Annotated in this window: 14 protein-coding genes; 10 read left to right on the top strand and 4 right to left on the bottom strand. The window is 62.2% G+C overall.

The window, feature by feature from the left end:
* The first annotated feature begins 180 nt into the window (after positions 1-180).
* From AAY24_RS14065 to AAY24_RS14020, 10 genes are all read left to right on the top strand, one after another.
* Positions 181-1206, top strand: coding sequence for an efflux RND transporter periplasmic adaptor subunit (locus tag AAY24_RS14065; protein WP_046860232.1), 1026 nt, complete (start codon positions 181-183; stop codon positions 1204-1206).
* 14 nt (positions 1207-1220) lie between these two features.
* Positions 1221-4355 (top strand): efflux RND transporter permease subunit, encoded by a 3135-nt coding sequence (locus AAY24_RS14060; protein ID WP_063370466.1) that lies wholly within the window; start codon positions 1221-1223, stop codon positions 4353-4355.
* 72 nt (positions 4356-4427) lie between these two features.
* Complete coding sequence (locus AAY24_RS14055; RefSeq protein WP_046860231.1) at positions 4428-4763, top strand: hypothetical protein; 336 nt, start codon at positions 4428-4430, stop codon at positions 4761-4763.
* Complete coding sequence (locus tag AAY24_RS14050; RefSeq protein ID WP_046860230.1) at positions 4764-5921, top strand: MFS transporter; 1158 nt, start codon at positions 4764-4766, stop codon at positions 5919-5921.
* A gap of 58 nt (positions 5922-5979) precedes the next feature.
* On the top strand, positions 5980-6834 hold the full coding sequence (locus AAY24_RS14045) for a hypothetical protein (RefSeq protein ID WP_046860229.1): 855 nt from the start codon (positions 5980-5982) through the stop codon (positions 6832-6834).
* A gap of 12 nt (positions 6835-6846) precedes the next feature.
* Positions 6847-7929 carry a homoserine O-succinyltransferase MetA gene (metA, locus tag AAY24_RS14040; protein WP_046860228.1) on the top strand — a complete coding sequence of 361 codons (1083 nt, stop codon included), beginning with the start codon at positions 6847-6849 and terminating at the stop codon, positions 7927-7929.
* Positions 7930-8149: 220 nt separating this feature from the next.
* Positions 8150-10270 (top strand): thioredoxin domain-containing protein, encoded by a 2121-nt coding sequence (locus tag AAY24_RS14035; protein WP_063370465.1) that lies wholly within the window; start codon positions 8150-8152, stop codon positions 10268-10270.
* A gap of 119 nt (positions 10271-10389) precedes the next feature.
* Positions 10390-10935, top strand: a complete 546-nt coding sequence (locus AAY24_RS14030; RefSeq protein WP_046860227.1) for an RNA polymerase sigma factor — start codon at positions 10390-10392, stop codon at positions 10933-10935.
* A complete protein-coding gene (locus AAY24_RS14025) occupies positions 10932-11651 on the top strand; it encodes a DsrE family protein (protein WP_046860226.1) in 720 nt (239 codons plus the stop codon). The genes AAY24_RS14030 and AAY24_RS14025 overlap by 4 nt, the downstream gene beginning before the upstream one ends.
* 85 nt (positions 11652-11736) lie before the next feature.
* Entirely contained in the window at positions 11737-12174 is a 438-nt protein-coding gene (locus tag AAY24_RS14020; protein WP_046860225.1) for a DsrE family protein, read from the top strand.
* A gap of 2038 nt (positions 12175-14212) precedes the next feature.
* On the opposite strand, the gene AAY24_RS14010 is transcribed toward AAY24_RS14020, so the two are convergent.
* The 4 genes from AAY24_RS14010 to moaE all read right to left on the bottom strand — a co-directional run bounded on the left by AAY24_RS14010 (position 14213) and on the right by moaE (position 18824).
* On the bottom strand, positions 14213-15253 hold the full coding sequence (locus AAY24_RS14010; protein WP_046860223.1) for an acyl carrier protein: 1041 nt from the start codon (positions 15251-15253) through the stop codon (positions 14213-14215).
* Positions 15250-17472 (bottom strand): thiamine pyrophosphate-dependent enzyme, encoded by a 2223-nt coding sequence (locus AAY24_RS14005; RefSeq protein ID WP_052761253.1) that lies wholly within the window; start codon positions 17470-17472, stop codon positions 15250-15252. The genes AAY24_RS14010 and AAY24_RS14005 overlap by 4 nt, the downstream gene beginning before the upstream one ends.
* A 57-nt stretch (positions 17473-17529) precedes the next feature.
* Entirely contained in the window at positions 17530-18162 is a 633-nt protein-coding gene (locus AAY24_RS14000; protein WP_046860222.1) for a LysE family translocator, read from the bottom strand.
* Positions 18163-18359: 197 nt separating this feature from the next.
* Entirely contained in the window at positions 18360-18824 is a 465-nt protein-coding gene (moaE, locus tag AAY24_RS13995) for a molybdopterin synthase catalytic subunit MoaE (protein ID WP_046860221.1), read from the bottom strand.
* Positions 18825-18934: the final 110 nt, after the last annotated feature.

Raw genomic sequence — 18934 nt, 5'->3', positions numbered from 1 at the left:
GGCCAGCACCACTGGGCATGCTGGGGCCGGTCATATATCGGCAGTATCAGTTGGTCTGTGCAGGGCGCTATGTAACATTCAGACAAGACCACACAAGCTACAGTTTATAGACTGGCGCTCATCGGCCCGTAGCAGTCCGGAGTGGCGGAACATCGATTCAGCAAAGGACCCGAATCAACTATGCAAAACAGCCGCACAACCCGCGCCCGCCTGTGGTGCACGCTTCTGATCCTTACCACCCTGCCCGGCATGGCGGCGGATCGGCCAGTGCAGGTCACTACCGCATCCCTGGCGGAGATTGCCGTCCACCAGCACTATTCCGCCCCGGCCACCACCCTCAGCCTGAACGACAGCCGCATCAGCGCCGAGACCAGCGGAACCCTGTTAAAAATCCCGGTACAGGTGGGCGACCGGGTCCAGCAGGGTGAGCTGCTGACCTCACTGGATTGTCGTGACAACCAACTCAAACTGCAGCGTGCTGAGGCGGCTCTGGCCAGTGCCCAGGCCCGGCTGACCCTGGCCCAAAGGCAGCTGACCCGGACCCGATCCCTGCATAAAAGCAATAGCATCTCCGAGGAGCGACTCAACCAGCAGGAGGCCGAGCTGCGTATCGCACAGGCGGATCAACAGGCTCAGCAGACGGCCATTGCCGAGGCACGGCTGAACCGGCAACGCTGTGAGATCCGCGCCCCCTTCGCCGGTGTGGTCCGGGAGCGGCTAGCCGGTGAAGGCGAGTGGGTCAACCCGGGACAGCCGCTGATCCACCTGATCGACCTGCAACGCCTGGAGATATCGGCCCAGGTATCTGTGGATCTTGTCAGCTCCCTGGAAAAGGCCACATCCATCGTGCTGGAGAGCAACCAGGGGGTCTTTCCGGTCAAGCTGCGCCGGGTCGTCCCGGTGGTGGAATCCCTGGGTCGCAACCGGGAGGTACGGCTCCAGTTCGTTGCAGAACGGGCCATGCCGGGCAGCAGCGGGCGCCTGCTGTGGCAGTCACAGCAGACCTATGTGCCGGCGGACCTGCCGGTACGACGGGGCGACACCCTGGGCCTGTTTACCCTGGAGCAGGGCAAAGCCCGCTTCATCCCTTTACCGGGAGCCCTGGAGGGCCATCCGACCCCGGTGGATCTGCCGGCGGATACCCGCCTGGTCATCGAGGGACGCCAGGCGCTGTCCGATGGCAGTGCCATTAAACTGACCGATTAGGAACAAGCAAGCACATGCTGGGACGCTTTTTCAATAATCATGTACTGGCCAACCTGACCTTCGGGCTGGTACTGGTGATCGGTTTTCTCTCCTACAACCTGATGCCCCGGGAGCAGGACCCCAGCATCAATTTCAACTGGATCGATATCACCACCGTACTACCAGGCGCGGCAGCGGCGGATGTGGAAAAGCGGGTCACCGAAGTGCTGGAGAAACAGATCCGCACCATATCGGATATCAAGTTCGTCTCCAGCGTCAGCCGGGAGAGTATCTCCAGCATCCTGGTGCGGTTCGAGGACATCAAACCCGAGGTGTTCGACAAGCGGGTCGCCGATCTGCGCCGCGAGGTACAGAACGCGGAGGATGAACTGCCGGAAAACGCCACCACGCCATTTGTGTTCGAGATCACCACCGCCAACGCCTTCCCCAGCGCCACTCTGGCCGTGGTGGGGCCGGCAGATGATGAGAACCTGCGCCGCCAGGCGGAGAACATCAAGAAGGATCTGGAGCGCATCAAGGGGGTCGATCGCATACTGGACACCGCCCTGCGGGATCCGGAACTGCAGATCAACTTCTATCCGGAACGGCTCGAAGCCGCCGGTATCACCCCCACACAGCTGGCGGATACGGTCACCCGCAGTTTTCAGGATCTGGCCGCCGGCAGCGCCCGGGTGAACGACCAGAACTGGCTGGTACGGATCATCGGCCAGGACAGCGATCCCGGTTACCTGGCCGCCCTGCCGGTAGCGGGTGTCACCGGCGAGGTGCCCCTGGGTGACCTGGCCCAGGTGGTGCGTGGACGGGAGAAGCAGGACAAGGCGGTGTTCTACCAGGGGCGGCCGGCGGTGATGCTGGCGATCACCAAGAAAGAGAGCGCCAACACCCTGGAACTGGTGCAGGAGATCACCCAGTACGCCAACGAGCGCAACCGCTTCCAGGACCGGACCGGTGTGGAAGTGGTGTTGATCGACGACCAGACCGAGATCACCCGCAACGCCCTCAACATCATGCAGACCAACGCCCTGCTGGGCCTGATCATGGTGCTGTTCGTGGCCTGGCTGTTCCTTGGCGGACGCATCTCCCTGCTCACCACCATCGGTATCCCGTTCATCCTGGCCGGCACTTTCCTGGTGCTCAACGCCCTGGACCAGACCCTCAATGTCATTGTACTGCTGGGGGTGGTGATCAGCCTGGGCATGCTGGTGGATGACGCCGTGGTGGTGGTGGAGTCGATCTACTACCGGCTGCAGCGGGGCATGGCAGTGCTGCCCGCCACCCTGGATGCGCTGCGAGAAGTGGTCGCTCCGGTCACCACCGCCGTCCTCACCACCATGGCCGCGTTTATGCCTTTGATGCTGCTACCCGGCATCCTGGGCAAGTTCATGCTGATTATCCCCCTGGTGGTGACCATCGCTCTGGCCATCAGCCTGATCGAGGCCTACTGGATGCTGCCGGCCCATATGCTCGGGGCCAATGTGCATTTTGAAAACCCGTCCCGCATCCAGCGCTGGCGCGTCGAGGCACTGCACTGGATCCGCATCAAATACACCAAGTTGCTCATTCGCGCCCTGCACTGGCCAAAAACCATCCTGCTGGCGGTGCTGCTGATGTTTGCAGCGGCACTCGGCGCCACCGCCAGCGGGCTGGTGAAGATCGACTTCTTCGCCACCGATCCGATCCGGCTCTTCTATGTCAGCCTGGAGATGCCCGCCGGCACCCCGCTGGATATCACCCGGGACAAGGTGCTGCAGGTGGAGCGGAAGATTCGCCAACACATCCAGCCGGGCGAGACACGCAACATCCTCAGCTACGCCGGCCAGCTGTTCACCGAGACCGCCCCCTTCTTCGGCGATCACTACGGGCAGATACTGGTGGCGCTCAACCCGAAGACCGACCAGCTGCGCAGCGTGGATGAGATGATCGAGTCGATGCGCGCCGATATCGAATCCACCTCCGGCCCGGACAAGATCTCCTTCCTGCGCCTGGCCGGCGGTCCGCCCACCTCGAAACCGATCCAGGTCAAGGTGCGCGGCGACGACATCGACACCATCCGGGCAGCGGTCGGGGAGTTGAAATCCATCCTGCAACAGAACCCGGCCGTGCGGGACATCACTGACGACGACAGCCAGGGTCAGATGGAACTGGCGCTGCGGGTAAACCAGGACGCCGCCCGCCGTGCCGGCATCAGTCCGGCCGAAGTGACCCGCACCCTGCGGCTGCTGGTGGATGGGGAGATCGTCAGCCAGATGCAGGACCAGGGCGAAGAGCTGGAGGTGCGGGTACGGGCCCTGCCGCGCACCCTCAGCACGATCGACGAACCGGGCAACTACACCTTGCCCCTGCCAGACGGTGGACGCATCGCCCTCAAGGAGCTGGTACACAGTAGCACCGGCCCCAGCAACAACAGTATCCGCCACTACAACTTCCGCCGCACTATCACCGTGGAGGCGGACCTGGACAAGCAGCAGACAGACACGGTGACCGCCAACCGGCAGATTCAGGAGGCGTGGGACCGGATCGTCGAACGCTACCCCAGCATCGATCTGGACTTCTCCGGTGAGGTGGATGACATCCAGGAGAGCGTGGATGCCATCGCGGTGCTGTTCCTGTTCGGCATTGGCCTGATGTACCTGATTCTCGGCACCCAGTTCAAAAGCTACTTCCAGCCGCTAATGATCCTGGCCACTGTCCCCATGGCCTTTACCGGCGTGGTGATCGGACTGATGATTACCGACAACCCGCTGAGCCTGTTCACCCTGTACGGCGTGGTGGCCCTGGCCGGGATCGCGGTCAATGCGGCGATTGTGCTGATCTCCGCCGCCAACGAGCGGCTGGAACGGGGCATGAGTGTGCTGCACGCCACCCTGTATGCAGCACGCCGCCGGGTAATCCCGATTCTGATCACCTCGCTGACCACAATCGCCGGGCTCTTCTCTCTGGCCACCGGGCTGGGGGGTGCCTCCCTGATGTGGGGGCCGGTAGCCACCGCCATTGTCTGGGGCCTGGCGGTCTCCACGGTGTTAACCCTGTTCGTGGTACCGCTGCTCTACCGGCTGTTCATGGGTGCCGGCTGGGTGACCCGGCAACGCCTGGCGGCCGCTGAAAAAGCCGCCACGGCACTACAAAGCACCCCCTCCGATCGGCTATAATAACGGTCTCACCCGCCGCACTCGGCAGATGACCCTGACAGCAACGTCCGACACTATCTATAGCGGATTACCATGACCAATCCATTCACCGCCACCTGGAGCGAGCAGGGTCACCTGATCTGTCTCGGACGCTGGGAGATCAGCTATCAGGGCCGGCCACTGGAGGTCCCGGCGCCCAGAAATGAAGAGGACATGGGCACCTACGGGATCTACTCGTTTCTCTACCCGGACGATCCCGAGTTTGCAGAGGGACTGGAAGAGGATGACTGGATGCTGGAGAACATCGACTGGCTCACTGATCTGTTTATCGCCAATGATATCCCGATTGACGAACAGCACGCCCGTTGGTTTTACCAGGCTGTGAACAGCAGCGACTGGCGCTGCGGCAGCTGCGGCGGCTGCACCTGAATGGGTAAATACGCACATCTGCGTCTGCAGCTGGTGGTCTTCGCCCTGGTGGCCGCCTCCTTCACTAACGTCTACATCACCCAGCCGGTGCTGCCGGTGCTGCAGGCGGAGTTCGCGGCCACCACGCCCCAGGTCTCTTTCACCGTGGCGGCGGTGGTGCTCGGCATCGCCCTGGCCAACCTGCCGTTTGGCGTGCTGGTGGACCGCCTGCCGATCCGGCCCATCATTCTCACCGGCGGTATCATGGTAGCGCTGGGTGGCCTGATCTGCGCCATCACCGACAACCTGTGGATCCTGATCGGTGCCCGCTTCCTGCAGGGCCTGTTCATACCGGCCCTGACCACCTGCATCGCCGCCTACCTGGCCAAGACCCTGCCGATTGAACGGCTCAATGTGGTGATGGGCGCCTATGTCTCCGCCACCGTGGTGGGCGGCTTGGGCGGACGTCTGCTGGGTGGCTGGATTCATCCGCCGCTGCACTGGCGCTACGCCTTTGTATCGGCCGCCACCCTGATCCTGGCGGCCACTTTTCTGGCCTTTAAACAGCTGCCGAAACAGCCCAAGTTAACGATCCCGACCGGCGAACAGCCCCGTTTCACCACCCTGCTGCGGCGCTGGGATCTGGTGCGTATCTACCTGGCCGCCGCCGGTGGATTCTTTATCTTCTCATCCGTGTTCAATTTCCTGCCGTTCCGACTCTCGGCGGCTCCCTTCTCCTTCTCCACCGAGCTGATCACCCTGCTCTACCTGGTCTATGTGATGGGGATTTTCATGGGCCCCATGTCGGGGCGTCTCAGCAACCGTATCGGCAGCGGCAACACCCTGATCGGCGGCACCCTGTTGCTGGGCGCCTCGGTGGCACTCACCCTGCTGCCTTCGATCTACGCCATCATCCTGGGACTGCTGGGACTCTGTACCGGCTTTTTCGCCGTGCATGCCGCCGCCGTCGGCTCTCTCAATCGCCGCCTGACCGGTGGCCAGGGCCGGGCCAATGCACTCTATGTGCTGTTCTACTACGTGGGTGGCTGGATCGGCATCACCAGCAGTGGCTTCGCCTATACCGAGTGGGGCTGGCCGGGCGTGGTGCTGACCTGTCTGCTGCTGCTGATCCTGCCCCTGATGGCCGGCGTGGGCGAGCGGAGGGACGCCCGGCGCTGATTTCGGTTATATTATGCGGTCCGTAGATCACAAACCCTTATAGAGAAGACCGCAAATCGTGAAGTTGACCCTGGAACAGTTCCGCGCCTGGAAGAACAAGAGCATCACCCTGCTGGGTATGTCCGGGGTGGGCAAAACCCACCTCTCCAAGACCATGCGCCGTTACAACTGGTTTCACTACTCCGGTGACTACCGCATCGGCACCCGTTATCTGGACGAAGCGATCCTGGACAGCATCAAGCAGGAGGCGATGCGGGTACCGTTTCTGCGCGGATTGCTGCGCAAGGACTGGATCTACATCCGCAACAACATCAAGGTGGATGACCTGGGACCGGTACTCTGTTACGTGGGCAAGCTGGGAAACCCGGAGCGGGGCGGCGTGCCCCTGGAGCTGTTTCAGCAGCGCCAGGCCCAGTATTGCCAGGCCGAGATCAACGCCATGCGGGATGTGCCGGAGTTCATCCGCAAGGCGCGGGAGATCTACGGTTACCAGCACTTCGTCAACGACGTGGGGGGCAGCCTGTGTGACATCGAGCAGCCCGAGGTGATCGAACTGCTGGCGGAGCACAGCCTGATCCTCTACATCCAGGCTACCGGCGTGGAGGAGGAGGCGCAACTGATCCAGCGCGCCCAGGATGATCCCAAGCCGCTCTACTTCCGGCCCGCCTTCCTGCAGCAGCAGGTAGAGACCTACCTGGCGGAACAGGGCCTGCAGTATGCGGCCCAGATGGACCCGGACGACTTTACCCGCTGGGTGTTCCCCCGCCTGTTCCGCTCCCGCATTCCGCGGTATGAAGCGATCGCCAGGCCGCTCGGTTACACCGTCACCTCCCTGGAGGTGAACCAGGTAAGGGACCAGAACGATTTCCTGGACCTGCTGGAACTGGCCATTTCACGTAAACAATGGGACTGACCCGGAGCCGCCATGCCACTGGTATCACACAATAACCTGCCAACTTTCGAGCGTCTGCGAAAAGCCGGACAGACGGTACTGGAGCCGCAGCGGGCCCGGCACCAGGATATCCGTGAGCTGCATATCGGCCTGCTCAACATGATGCCGGACGGGGCACTGGAGCCGACCGAGCGCCAGTTCTTCCAGCTGATCGGTGAGAGCAACCCGATCGCCCAGTTCTATGTCCACCCCTTCACTCTGGACGAGTTGCCCCGGGGCGACAAGGCACGCCGGCATATCGACCAGTACTACGAGCCGCTGGAGAAGATCCAGCAGGATGGCCTGGACGCCCTGATCATCACCGGCGCCACACCAACCCGTCCCCGGCTGGCCGACGAACCGTTCTGGGAACCGCTGAAACGGGTGGTGGCCTGGGCCCATGAGAACGTCACCTCGACCCTCTGCTCCTGCCTGGCCACCCATGCGGTACTGGAAGCGCGCCACGCAACACCGCGCAAACCGCTCGGCTTCAAGCGCTGGGGTGTCTATCCGCACCGGGTGGTGGATCGGGTTCACCCCCTGGTGAACGATGTGAACACCCGCTTCGATGTGCCCCACTCCCGTTTCAACGAGATATCGCGCCAGCAGTTCGAGGAGGCCGGTCTGCACATTCTGGTGGAGAGCGAAGTGGCCGGTGTCCACCTGGCGGTCAGTGAGGACGGCTTCCGCATGGTCTATTTCCAGGGTCATCCGGAGTACGAAACCATCAGCCTGCTTAAAGAGTACAAGCGCGAGGTGATGCAGTTTGCCGCCGGCAAACGGCTCACCTACCCACCCTTCCCGGACAACTACTTCATGCCCCGGGTGCAGGCCATATTCAATGAGTACCAGCTCTACCTGCAGCGCGCGTTGCAGGAGGGGACGGAGCCGCCGGAGTTTCCGGAACAGCTGATCAGCGCGGAGCTGGACAACACCTGGCACGATACCGCGGAAGGCATCGTCGGCAACTGGATGGGTCTGGTCTACCAGGTCACCCATCGGGAGCGTCATCTGCCGTTTATGGAAGGGGTCGACCCGAACAATCCGCTCAATCTCAAGTGGCAGGATGCCGGCTGAACCGACCGGGGCGGGCAAACCCGGCACGACTTCCGGTCCGTTTTCCCGGCAATTCCACCGGGAACTACCCGTTGAAACGTCTATAGTTTCTGTCAGGATTCGAAAGGCCGGGGCTGAATACACCCCCCGGCTGACCGGATCGGGGTTACCCACTTGCACAGGCCGACTCTGACCACTCAAGCTGACGACTGACAACGCTGACCGAATCACAGGAAACTCCATGCCAACCAACCACCTGAGCAACTGCACCAGCCCCTACCTGCAACAGCATGCCGACAATCCGGTGGCGTGGTATCCCTGGGGAGAGGAGGCGCTGGAGAAGGCCCGCCAGGAGGACAAGCCAATCCTGCTCTCCATCGGCTACTCTGCCTGTCACTGGTGCCATGTGATGGCCCACGAATCCTTCGAAGACGAAACCACCGCGGCACTGATGAACCGGCTGTTCATCAATATCAAGGTGGACCGGGAGGAGCGCCCCGATCTGGACCGGGTCTACCAGTCGGCACACCAACTGCTGGCTCAGCGCCCCGGCGGCTGGCCGCTCACCGTGTTCCTGACCCCGGACGACCAGACACCTTTCTTCGCCGGCACCTATTTTCCCCGGGAGCCGCGCCACGGCCTGCCCGCCTTCTGCGATATCCTGCAGAACATCGCCAACGCCTATCAGCAGCAGCGGGCCGACATCCTGACCCAGAACAAGGCCCTGATCCGCGCCATCAGCCAGCTCGACCCGGTGTCCGGTGAGCAGCCGGTGGCGATCGACTCCGCCCCCCTGGAGACTGCCCGGCAACAGTTGGCGGCGGGCTTCGATGAAACCGACGGGGGCTTCGGCAGCGCGCCCAAGTTCCCCCATCCCAGCAGCCTGGAACAGCTGCTCAGACACTGGGCCGCCACCGGCAGCAGCGACCCCCGCTCCCTCTACATGGTGGACTTCAGCCTGACCCGGATGGCCCAGGGCGGCATCAACGACCAGCTGGCCGGCGGTTTCTGCCGCTACTCGGTGGACAACCAGTGGATGATCCCCCACTTCGAAAAGATGCTCTATGACAACGGTCCACTACTGGCCCTCTATGCCGATCTCTGGCAGGCCACCAGCAAGCCCCTGTTCCGGGAGACCGCGCTGAACACCGCCCGCTGGGTAATGGAGGAGATGCAATCGCCCGAAGGGGGCTACTACTCATCCCTGGACGCCGACAGCGAAGGCCAGGAGGGCCGCTTCTACGCCTGGGACAAGCAGGAGATAGAGCAGCTGCTGGACGAGGATGAGTACGCCCACTTCAGCCGCTATTACGGACTGGACCAGGCACCCAATTTTGAAGGCCGCTGGCACCTGCATACCTACAGCGACGTCGCCACCCTGAACCGGGAACTGGGTAGCAGTTCGGAACAGGCGCGCCAACTGCTGGCCCAGGCACGGCAGAAACTGTTGCAGCAGCGCGCCAAACGGGTCCGGCCCGGTCGGGACGAGAAGATCCTCACCACCTGGAACGCCCTGATGATCAAGGGCATGGCCCGGGCCGGCCGGCTGCTGGATGAGCCGGAACTGGTCCACTCGGCCCGCCGGGCGGTGGACTTCATCCGGCAACAACTGTGGCGCGATCAGCACCTGCTGGTCTCCTACAAGGATGGCCAGGCCAACCTGAACGGCTACCTGGATGATTACGCCAACCTGATCGATGCTCTGCTGGAACTGCTGCAGGCCCGCTGGGACAGCCAGTTGCTGACGTTTGCCATCGAACTGGCTGAGATCATGCTGGAGCGGTTTGAAGACCGGGAACAGGGTGGTTTCTTCTTTACCTCCAATGACCATGAAAGCCTGATCTACCGCCCCAAGCCGTTTGGTGATGATTCACTACCCGCCGGCAACGGTGTTGCCGCCTCGGTGCTGACCCGCCTCGGGCACCTGCTGGGAGAACCCCGCTACCTGCGGGCGGCGGAACGCACCCTGCAATGCGCCTGGGACCAACTGAAGCAGATACCCCACGCCCACTGCGCCCTGTTGCAGGCACTGGATGAACTGATCAATCCGACCGAAGTGATCATCCTGCGCGGCGATACCGGAGCCATGCAACCCTGGCTGAAGCGGGCCAACCAGCATTATGCGCCGCGCCGGATGACCTTCGCCATCACCGACTCCAGCAGTGATCTGCCGGAGGCCCTGGCCCTCAGAGAGCCCTGCGGGGCGTGTGTCGCCTATCTCTGCCACGGCGCCCACTGCGAGGCACCCCTCGAGGATTTTGCGGCCTTTGAACAGGCGTTGACGCCCGCTGAAGTGGCGGCGGGAGAGGGCAGCCAGCAGTTCGATGGCCTGGTCGGCTCATTCAAGCGTTTCCGGGAGTAGCCAACTCCGGAGTGAACACCCCAGCGGGTCTGGCAGCAGAAATCTGTGGCCGGAAAAAACATGGAATAAATCCATCGCCCAGTGCGTCTTACCCACAATAACAGCAAAGGGCCCGCTTCATGTTCAGCGCATGGCGTACCGCAAATAAAAATCGACGCCGTTTAGCGGCACTGACCCCCCGCCTGCGGCGACTGGCGCTGGCCTGGTGCGGCGAACAGAGCCTGGCCGATGACCTGGCCCAGGAAGCACTGGTCCGCGCCCTCGCCCGGCTGGAGGCACTCAAGGATGATCAGGCCCTGGAGCGCTGGACCTTCTCTATCCTGGCCAACTGTTTCCGGGATCACTGCCGCCGCCAGAAACCGGTTGATCAGTTCCAGGAGTGCATCGACCCCTCGCTCGCCAGTGCAGATGAACAGTTGGCCCAACAACAGACCATGGACCGGGTGCGACAGGCCATCGGCCGGCTGACACCGGAGCAGCGCGAGGTGCTGATGCTGGTGGACCTGGAGTCCTGCAGCTACAGCGAGGTGGCGGATATTCTGGGTATTCCGGTCGGCACCGTGATGAGTCGGTTGAGCCGGGCCCGGCAGAAGCTGAAGCAACTGCTGGCAACGGCCCCGACACACAGCAGCGGCAAGCGCCCTTTTATGGAGTGTGTAAAATGAGAGCAGCGCAATACAGCGACGAGCAGCTGAATGCCTTTGTGGATCGGCAACTGACCCAACAGGATCGCCTGGAGATTCTACAGGCAGCCACCGGTTCGACGCAGCTACGGGATCGCCTGGTGGAACTGGCGTACACCAAAGAACTGACCCGGGCCGCCTATCCGCTCACCCCGAAACAGACCACGCCACACCCCCGCGCCTGGCGTGGCAAGGGCCTGGCCCGCTACTTGACGGCCGCCGCCCTGGGGGCGCTCTCCCTGTTTGCCATCCACACCCTGACTGACCGGATGACCACCGCCAACCCATCACCCACTGCTCCGCTGGCTGCTCTGGAGCAGACCTCAGAAGCGCAGACCCGGGTGGTATTCCACATCAGCACCGATGACCGGCATGACGCTGCCCTGCTGCTGGATCAGGTGGAGCTGGTGCTGCAGGAACACCGGGCCAGCGGCAAACCGCTGCGCCTGGATGTGGTAGCCAACAATGAGGGACTGCGTCTGATGCAGCAGAATCGCTCACCCTTTCCAGAGCGTATCCACCAGTTGAGCGAGACTTACCCGAACCTGGTGTTTGCCGCCTGTGGCAGCACCCTGGAGCGCCTGACCAAAGAGACCGGCGAGCAGATCCGCATACTGCCCGACGCGGTGATTATCCGCTCCGGTGTCACCTATGTTACCCGGCGCCAGCAGACCGGCTGGGCCTATATCAAGGTCTGACTTAGCATCAGATCATTCACTGCAGTCAACGGCCGCCCAAATAGAGCCGAACCCTGCAGATTTAAACCAAGAGAGAGGATGAAAGATGAAAACCATAAACCACAGCCTGATGGCATTGTTACTCTGTTTCGGCCTGTTTAGTGCCCAGATCCTGCTGGCGGCGGAGGACTCCCCGCACAAGGTGGTGATCCAGGTCAGTACCGATGATCCCCAGACCCAGAAGACCGCCCTGAATAACGCGGTCAACCTGCAAAAGGCCCTGGGACAGGACAACGTGGAGATTGAAGTGGTCGCCTACGGCCCCGGATTGAGCCTGCTCACCAGCAACTCCAGCCAGGGCAAACGGGTTACCAGCCTGGCCATGCAGGATATCAAGTTCAGCGCCTGCGGGAACACCATTCGGGGTATCGAGCGCAAGACCGGCAAGAAGCCCGAACTGCTGGAAGGCGTTACCATGGTGGAAGCGGGTGTGCTGCGCCTGGTGGAGCTGCATGAGCAGGGCTACACCTACGTGAGGCCCTGAGCATCTTGTTCTGACTGGATCGGGAGGCAGGCCTTGGGCCTGCCTCTTTATTTTAAAACCGGGACCCGTCCCCCTGGGCCGGGTTACTTATTACGGGTAAAAGTAACCAAAACCCTCGCTCCACCACGCCACCCCTGCGGGGTTCCCTGGGTTTCTCGCCCGCGACGGGGCGCGCATAACTCGCTGCGCTCAGACAGATGCGCGCCTGTTTCCGTCCCTGGCTGCGATACTCGGTGGCGTGGAAGTCGGATCATCCTGCGGAGCCCAAACCCCGGTGTGCCTGTTTTCTGATGAACAAGCCGATTTGCAGGCTGGACGAGACAGTGCACCCTCCCCGTTCAGCCTGTCGAGCATCGCAGGGCAGGCTGGCCGGGGAAAGGCTTTGGGCAGTTTTGGCCACAAAAGTACCTCGCCGAAGGCCGCCAGGCCGGCGAAATGCCTTTGGCAGGTCAAGCATTGCTTAACTATTAGCTGCCAAAAGTCTTTGTTAAATAGCGGTTCCGGCCCGCTGGGCCGGGTTACTTTTACGGGTAAAAGTAACCAAAACCTCCGCTCCACCACGCCACCCCGGCGGGGTCCCCTACGTTTCTCGCCCGCGACGGGGCGCGCATAACTCGCTGCGCTCAAACAAATGCGCGCCTGTTTCCGTCGCTGGCTGCGATACTCGGTGGCGCGGAAGTCGGGCTATCCTACGAAGCCCAAACTTCAATAGAAGTTTTTATACGCAGAACCAGCGGATTGGCAGGCTGTATGACAGTGCACCCTCCCCGTTCAGCCTGTCGAGCATCGCAGGGCTGAGCGGAATCAAGCGTGAAATTGTCTGAGCCGCGCAGCGGCGAGTTTTTTCACGCGCCGCTCGGACCGAGAAGCGCAGAGTACCCGCAGGGCAGGCTGACCCGGGAAAGGCTTTTGGGTACTTTTGGCCACAAAAGTACCTCGCCGAAGGCCGTCAGGCCGGGCGAAACGCCTTTCGCAGGTCAACTATTTCTTCACCATTAGCTGCCATGAGTCTTTGTTAAAAAGGGGTTCCGGCCCATAGGGCCGGGTTACTTTTACGGGTAAAAGTAACCAAAACCCTCGCTCCACCACCCCACCCCGGCGGGGTCCCCTACGTTTCTCGCCCGCGACGGGGCGCGCATAACTCGCTGCGCTCAAACAAATGCGCGCCTGTTTCCGTCGCTGGCTGCGATACTCGGTGGCGTGGAAGTCGGATCATCCTGCGGAGCCCAAACCCCGGTGTGCCTGTTTTCTGATGAACAAGCCGATTTGCAGGCTGGACGAGACAGTGCACCCTCCCCGTTCAGCCTGTCGAGCATCGCAGGACTGAGCGGAAACAAGCGTGGAATTGTCTGAGCCGCAACGCGGCGAATTTTTTCACGCGCCGCTCGGGCCGAGAAGCGCAGAGTACCCGAAGGGCAGGCTGACCGGGGAAAGGCTTTTGGATACTTTTGGCCACAAAAGTACCTAGCCGAAGGCCGCCAGGCCGGCGAAATGCCTTTGGCAGGTCAAGCATTGCTTAACTATTAGCTGCCAAAAGTCTTTGTTAAATAGCGGTTCCGGCCCGCTGGGCCGGGTTACTTTTACGGGTAAAAGTAACCAAAACCCCTGCTCCACCACACCACCCCTGCGGGGTTCCCTGCGTTTCTCACCAGCGACGGGGCGCGCATAACTCGCTGCGCTCAGACAGATGCACGCCATTTTCCGTCCCTGGCTGCGATACTCGGTGGCGTGGAAGTCGGATTACCTTGCGGAACCTGAACCCCGGGGGGCTGTTTTCTGATCAACAAGCCGATTAGCAGGCTGTATATCAGTGCACCTCCCCGTTCAGCCTGTCGAGCATCGCAGGGCTGAGCGGAATCAAGCATGAAATGGTCTGAGCCGCAACGCGGCGAGTTTTTTCACGCGCCGCTCGGACCGAGAAGCGCAGAGTACCCGCAGGGCAGGCTGATCCGGGAAAGGCTTTGGGCAGTTTTGGCCACAAAAGTACCTCGCCGAAGGCCGCCAGGCCGGGCGAAACCCTTTGCGTTTCTCAAACCTTTCACCCCGGGACCACCTGCTGACGCTGCTCATCCAGGCCCATGGCCAGCAGGAAGGGATCATCCGCCTGCCGCTGCTTGAAGTCGGTCTTGTCGCTCATGCCCAGCCAGCGCTGCCTGATCAGCTCCTGGCCAATGGGAGCCCCAAGATTACTTCCCGGCCCCAGCAGAATCAGCCGGTCCGGAGCGAACTCCTTGATGGCCACTTCGATGGCAGCGGAGAAATTGAACGGCTCCACCACCTGCTTACCCAGGGTGTAATCCCACAGCGCCTTTAGATCGGTTGCCAGGGGCTGCCAGATATGCCCGCGGCCATCGATCAGGGGCAGCCCGGGCCGCTTGAACAGGCTGGCCGGCAGCTGGCTTCGGGCCCGCCGGGACACCGGCGTCAACAAGGGGGTATGGAACGCTGCATGCCGGGCCAGTTGCAGGGGATAGCGTTCCCCGCTGGGCGGCAGGGAGGCCATCAGCGCCGCCAGTGCGGGAGCGTTGGCACCGATCACCCGTAACCCGCCCAGCTGAATGGAGAGATAGGCCTGACAATCCGGGCGCTGATTGACCCGCTCCAGCTGTTCATCAAGCAGCGCCTGCCGGGCCGGATCGGCCCGCCACTGCTCATCCACCACCGGGTAGACCAGCTGCCCACCGATCAGCCCATCCTGCATCATGGAGCCCATGGTGTTGACCAGGGTGATGGCCGCCCTCGCCTCCAGTGCGCCGGCCGCCGCCATGGCCAGGTACCAACCCATGGAGTTACCGGTGACCGCGACAATCTCGTAGCGCTCCCGATCAATCGCAGCAAAGTCGGCCAGGGCGCAGGCATAGATCAGCGCCGATGCGTTCTCCCCCGCTGCATGCCGGTCCGGCGCATAGCGGGGCAGGCGATCCAGCTCGGTCACCGCCGCTTGTCCCTGCTGTTGCCGATAGGCATCAATGGGGGCAAGGAGAGCCTGTTGGTCGGCGTGATGGCGAGCCAGGTAACCCAGCTCCTGGCTATTGTAACTGCCGCGCCCCGGACAGATCACCACGGCAGTCTGTTTCATGCCGATTCCCCCCTCACCAGGCCCAGGGCGGCGGCCACGATCTGCTGCCGGTCCGGCAACACCAGCCGGGCCGCGTCCGCCAGCGGGATAAAGCAGTCCTCGGCAGTGATCCGGGCGATGCGATGGCGCCCGGGGGCCCGCTCGGTCAGCAGGGTCACCAGGGCCTCGCTGATGGAGCCGGTACGACGACACTCATCCACCAGCAGTACCGCGTCACAGGGGGCAACAGCCTCCACCAGTGCCATCTCATCCAAGGGCGCCAGCCAGCGCAGATCGATCACCCGCAGGCTGATCCCGTGCTCCTGTTCCAGCTCCCGGGCCACCTGGCGGGAGAGATAGTAACCGTTACCATAACTGATAATGCAGAGATCGGTTCCATCGCCATGGCAACCGAACTCTCCTGGTGCAATCGGCGTGCTTTCTCCAGGCCCCACATAGGTGGCTGTCCAGCCTTCATCACCCGGCTGGTGCAGGTCCCGGGTCATGTAGAGGGCGATCGGCTCGATGAAGATCACCACCCGGCGCTGTTCATGGGCCAGCGCTACGCAGCTGCGCAGCATCTCCACCGCATCTGCCCCGTTCGAGGGGCAGGCGATCACCAACCCCGGGATATCCCGGAACAGGGCCAGCGAGTTGTCGTTGTGAAAATGGCCACCGAAGCCCTTCTGATAGGCCAGGCCGGCGATCCGCACCACCATCGGGTTGCTGAACTGGCCATTGGAAAAGAACGACAGGGTCGCCGCCTCGCCCCGGATCTGATCTTCGGCATTGTGCACATAGGCCAGGAACTGGATCTCCGGTATGGGCAGGTAACCGAGCTGTCCCAGGCCGATAGCCAGTCCCAGGATACTCTGCTCATCCAACAGGGTGTTGATCACCCGCTGCGGGCCGAACTTGTCCACCAAGCCGGTGGTGACGCTGTAGACCCCGCCCTTCCGGCCCACATCCTCACCGCATACCACACAGTTGCGATACTGCAGCAGGATATCGGCCAGGGCCAGATTGATCAGCCGGGCCATATTCTGCGGTTTGTCCAGTTGCCGCTGCTCCTGCGCCAGCAGTGCCTGCCGGGCCCCATGGTCAGCAGGCGGAACCGGTCTGATGTCGCTCCGCAACGGAGCGATGGATGCCATCACCTCGGCGGCGCTCTGCAGTTTGGGCCGGCGAATCGCCTGTTCGGCAATACGGGACACCCGCTGGGCGATCTGTGCATTCAGTTCGCAGATCTGTTCTGCCGTGAGGATGTTCTGCTCCAACAGGATACGGGCCGAGTGCAGCAGCGGATCCTGGCGCTCGTCCGCCTCCACCTGCTCAAGCGTACGGTACCCCACCTCGGTATCGGAGCCAGCGTGACCCAGCAGACGAACCACCCGCATGTGCAGAAACACCGGCTTGCGCCAGCGACGCGCATAGGCCAGTGCGGCCTGCACACCACGCACGCTGTCCAGCAGATCGGTGCCGTCGCAGTAGAGATAATGGAGCCCGGCACGACCGGAGAAGCTGGCGTGAATCCAGCCTCGGGGGGTGCGGGTGGAGATACCGATACCATTGTCTTCGCAGACGAACACGATCGGCATGGGTGAGTTCTGGTAGGCCGCCCAACCGGCCGTATTGATCGCCCCCTGGGCGGTGGAGTGGTTGGCGGAGGCGTCGCCGAAGTTGCACAGAATGACGCTGTCCTTCGGCAGGGCCATGCCGTCCGGTGGCAGTCGTTGCGCCAGGCCCAGGGCATGGGCCGCCCCCATCGCCTTCGGCAGGTGCGAAGCGATAGTGCTGGTCTGGGGCGGCACCAGCAGAGTCCGGCTACCCAGCACCTTGTGCCTGCCACCGGAGATGGGGTCTTCACTGGAGGCGGCAAAAGAGAGCAGCATGTCATATAGCGGCGTCTCCCCAGGACGCTGTTTGCTGCGCTGGATCAGCAGGGCGCCACTGCGATAGTGCAGGAACGCCATGTCGGTGATGCGGAACAGCTTACCCAGTACCGCGTTACCCTCGTGGCCGGCACTGCCGATGGTGTAGAAGCTTTCGTTTCTGGCCCGCAGCCGGCGGGATTGATAATCGAGATGCCGGCTCATCAGCTGGCTCTCGAACAGATCCACCAGCTCGGTCGGTGCCAGACCCACTGCCTGGGGGGTCAGGTCCACAACCGCCGGGGGCAGCGCCCCCTCCAGCACCTGTTGCGGAAAGCGGGATTCCAGTAGTTCAGCGCGACTCTTCATTGAAAGCGTTCCCGTGTAACGTACCGGATCGCCTGTCCCGACCGGCGGACGACCCATTCAACCAAAGGCCAACCAGATCCCGACCCCGATCATCAGACTGCCGGCGATGCGATTGAGCAGGCGCACATTACCGCGCTGCTGCAGAAACAGGCTCAGGGTGCGCCCGCCGCTGGCATACAGTACCAGACAGCAGAACTCGATCAGCAGAATCAGGCTCAACAGCACCACCAGTTGGGGCAGCATGGGTTGCTGGTCATTGATAAAGGGTGGCAGCAGGGCGATGAAAAACGCCCACCCCTTGGGATTGGCCACCGCAGTGACAAAGCCCTGTACCGCCAGCGCCATACCGGTCACCTGTTGCTGCTGCGGACACTCCAGGTTAATGGCCAGTTTACCCCGGGAGCGCCACATCTGGATGCCCAGAAAAGCCAGGTATCCACCACCCACATATTTGAACAGTTCAAACGCCACCGGATAACGGAGCATCAGGGTCGCCACCCCCACCACCGCGGCGGCGGCCACCAATCCCACCCCAAACAGTTCGCCCGCCATCATCCAGAAGGTGCGCCGCACGCCAATGGTCATGCCGAGAGTCAGGGAGAGCGTCATGCACATACCGGGGGTCAGGGAGACCAGAAAGAAGGTGGGGATAAAAACCCCCAGCAGGGTTGGATTGAGGACGGCGTTCATGATCCCAGTCGGTTGAATCGAGTAATCCCGTCACCGGTTTAGCAGATATTCCGGCATAACAGCAAGCGGGCCCAACGGGCGGTTGACCAACCCCGCTCCGGCAACCTAGTCATGCCCTGCTTCCTGCCCTGTGTACGTAGTCAGCGCGGGGTTCGATGACCAGACTACCAGTTGGACGGAGAGATAGAAATGACTCCCTAGGAGCCGGCCCTTTTCCAGCGCTGTTCCGCCTGCTCATCGGTGTGACGGGCATCGACCCAGCGCTCTCCCTCCGGCGTCTGCTCCTTTTTCCAGAACGGTGCCCGGGTCTTCAGGTAGTCGATAATAAATTCACAGGCCTGGAACGCCTCACCCCGGTGGGCGCTGGCCACCGCCACCAGCACGATGGGATCCAGGGGTTGCAGGGGACCGACCCGGTGCACCACCCGGATACCCAACAGCTGCCAGCGCTCGTTGGCCTCGTCCACAATCGCCTGCAACGCCTTTTCGGTCATGCCCGGGTAGTGTTCCAGGGTCATGGTAGTGACCTGATCACCCTCGTTGATATCCCGCATCTGGCCGAGAAAGGTCACCACGGCGCCGATGGCCGGATTCTGTCGGCGCATCTCTTCCTGGATGGCGGTCAAATCGAACGGTTCCGTCTGGATTTTAATCTGGTTCATGGCGTTGTACCGTGCAGACAGTGATTTGAGAGGTCGGAGTGCCTGGCGGGCCTATCAACGGCCCCGCAAGATCACCCCTGCCCAAATAAAAGAGCCGGTAGGGTGGGCAT

Source organism: Sedimenticola thiotaurini (genome assembly GCF_001007875.1).
Lineage (GTDB): Bacteria > Pseudomonadota > Gammaproteobacteria > Chromatiales > Chromatiaceae > Sedimenticola > Sedimenticola thiotaurini.
This window is presented reverse-complemented; position numbering and strand designations above follow the sequence as displayed.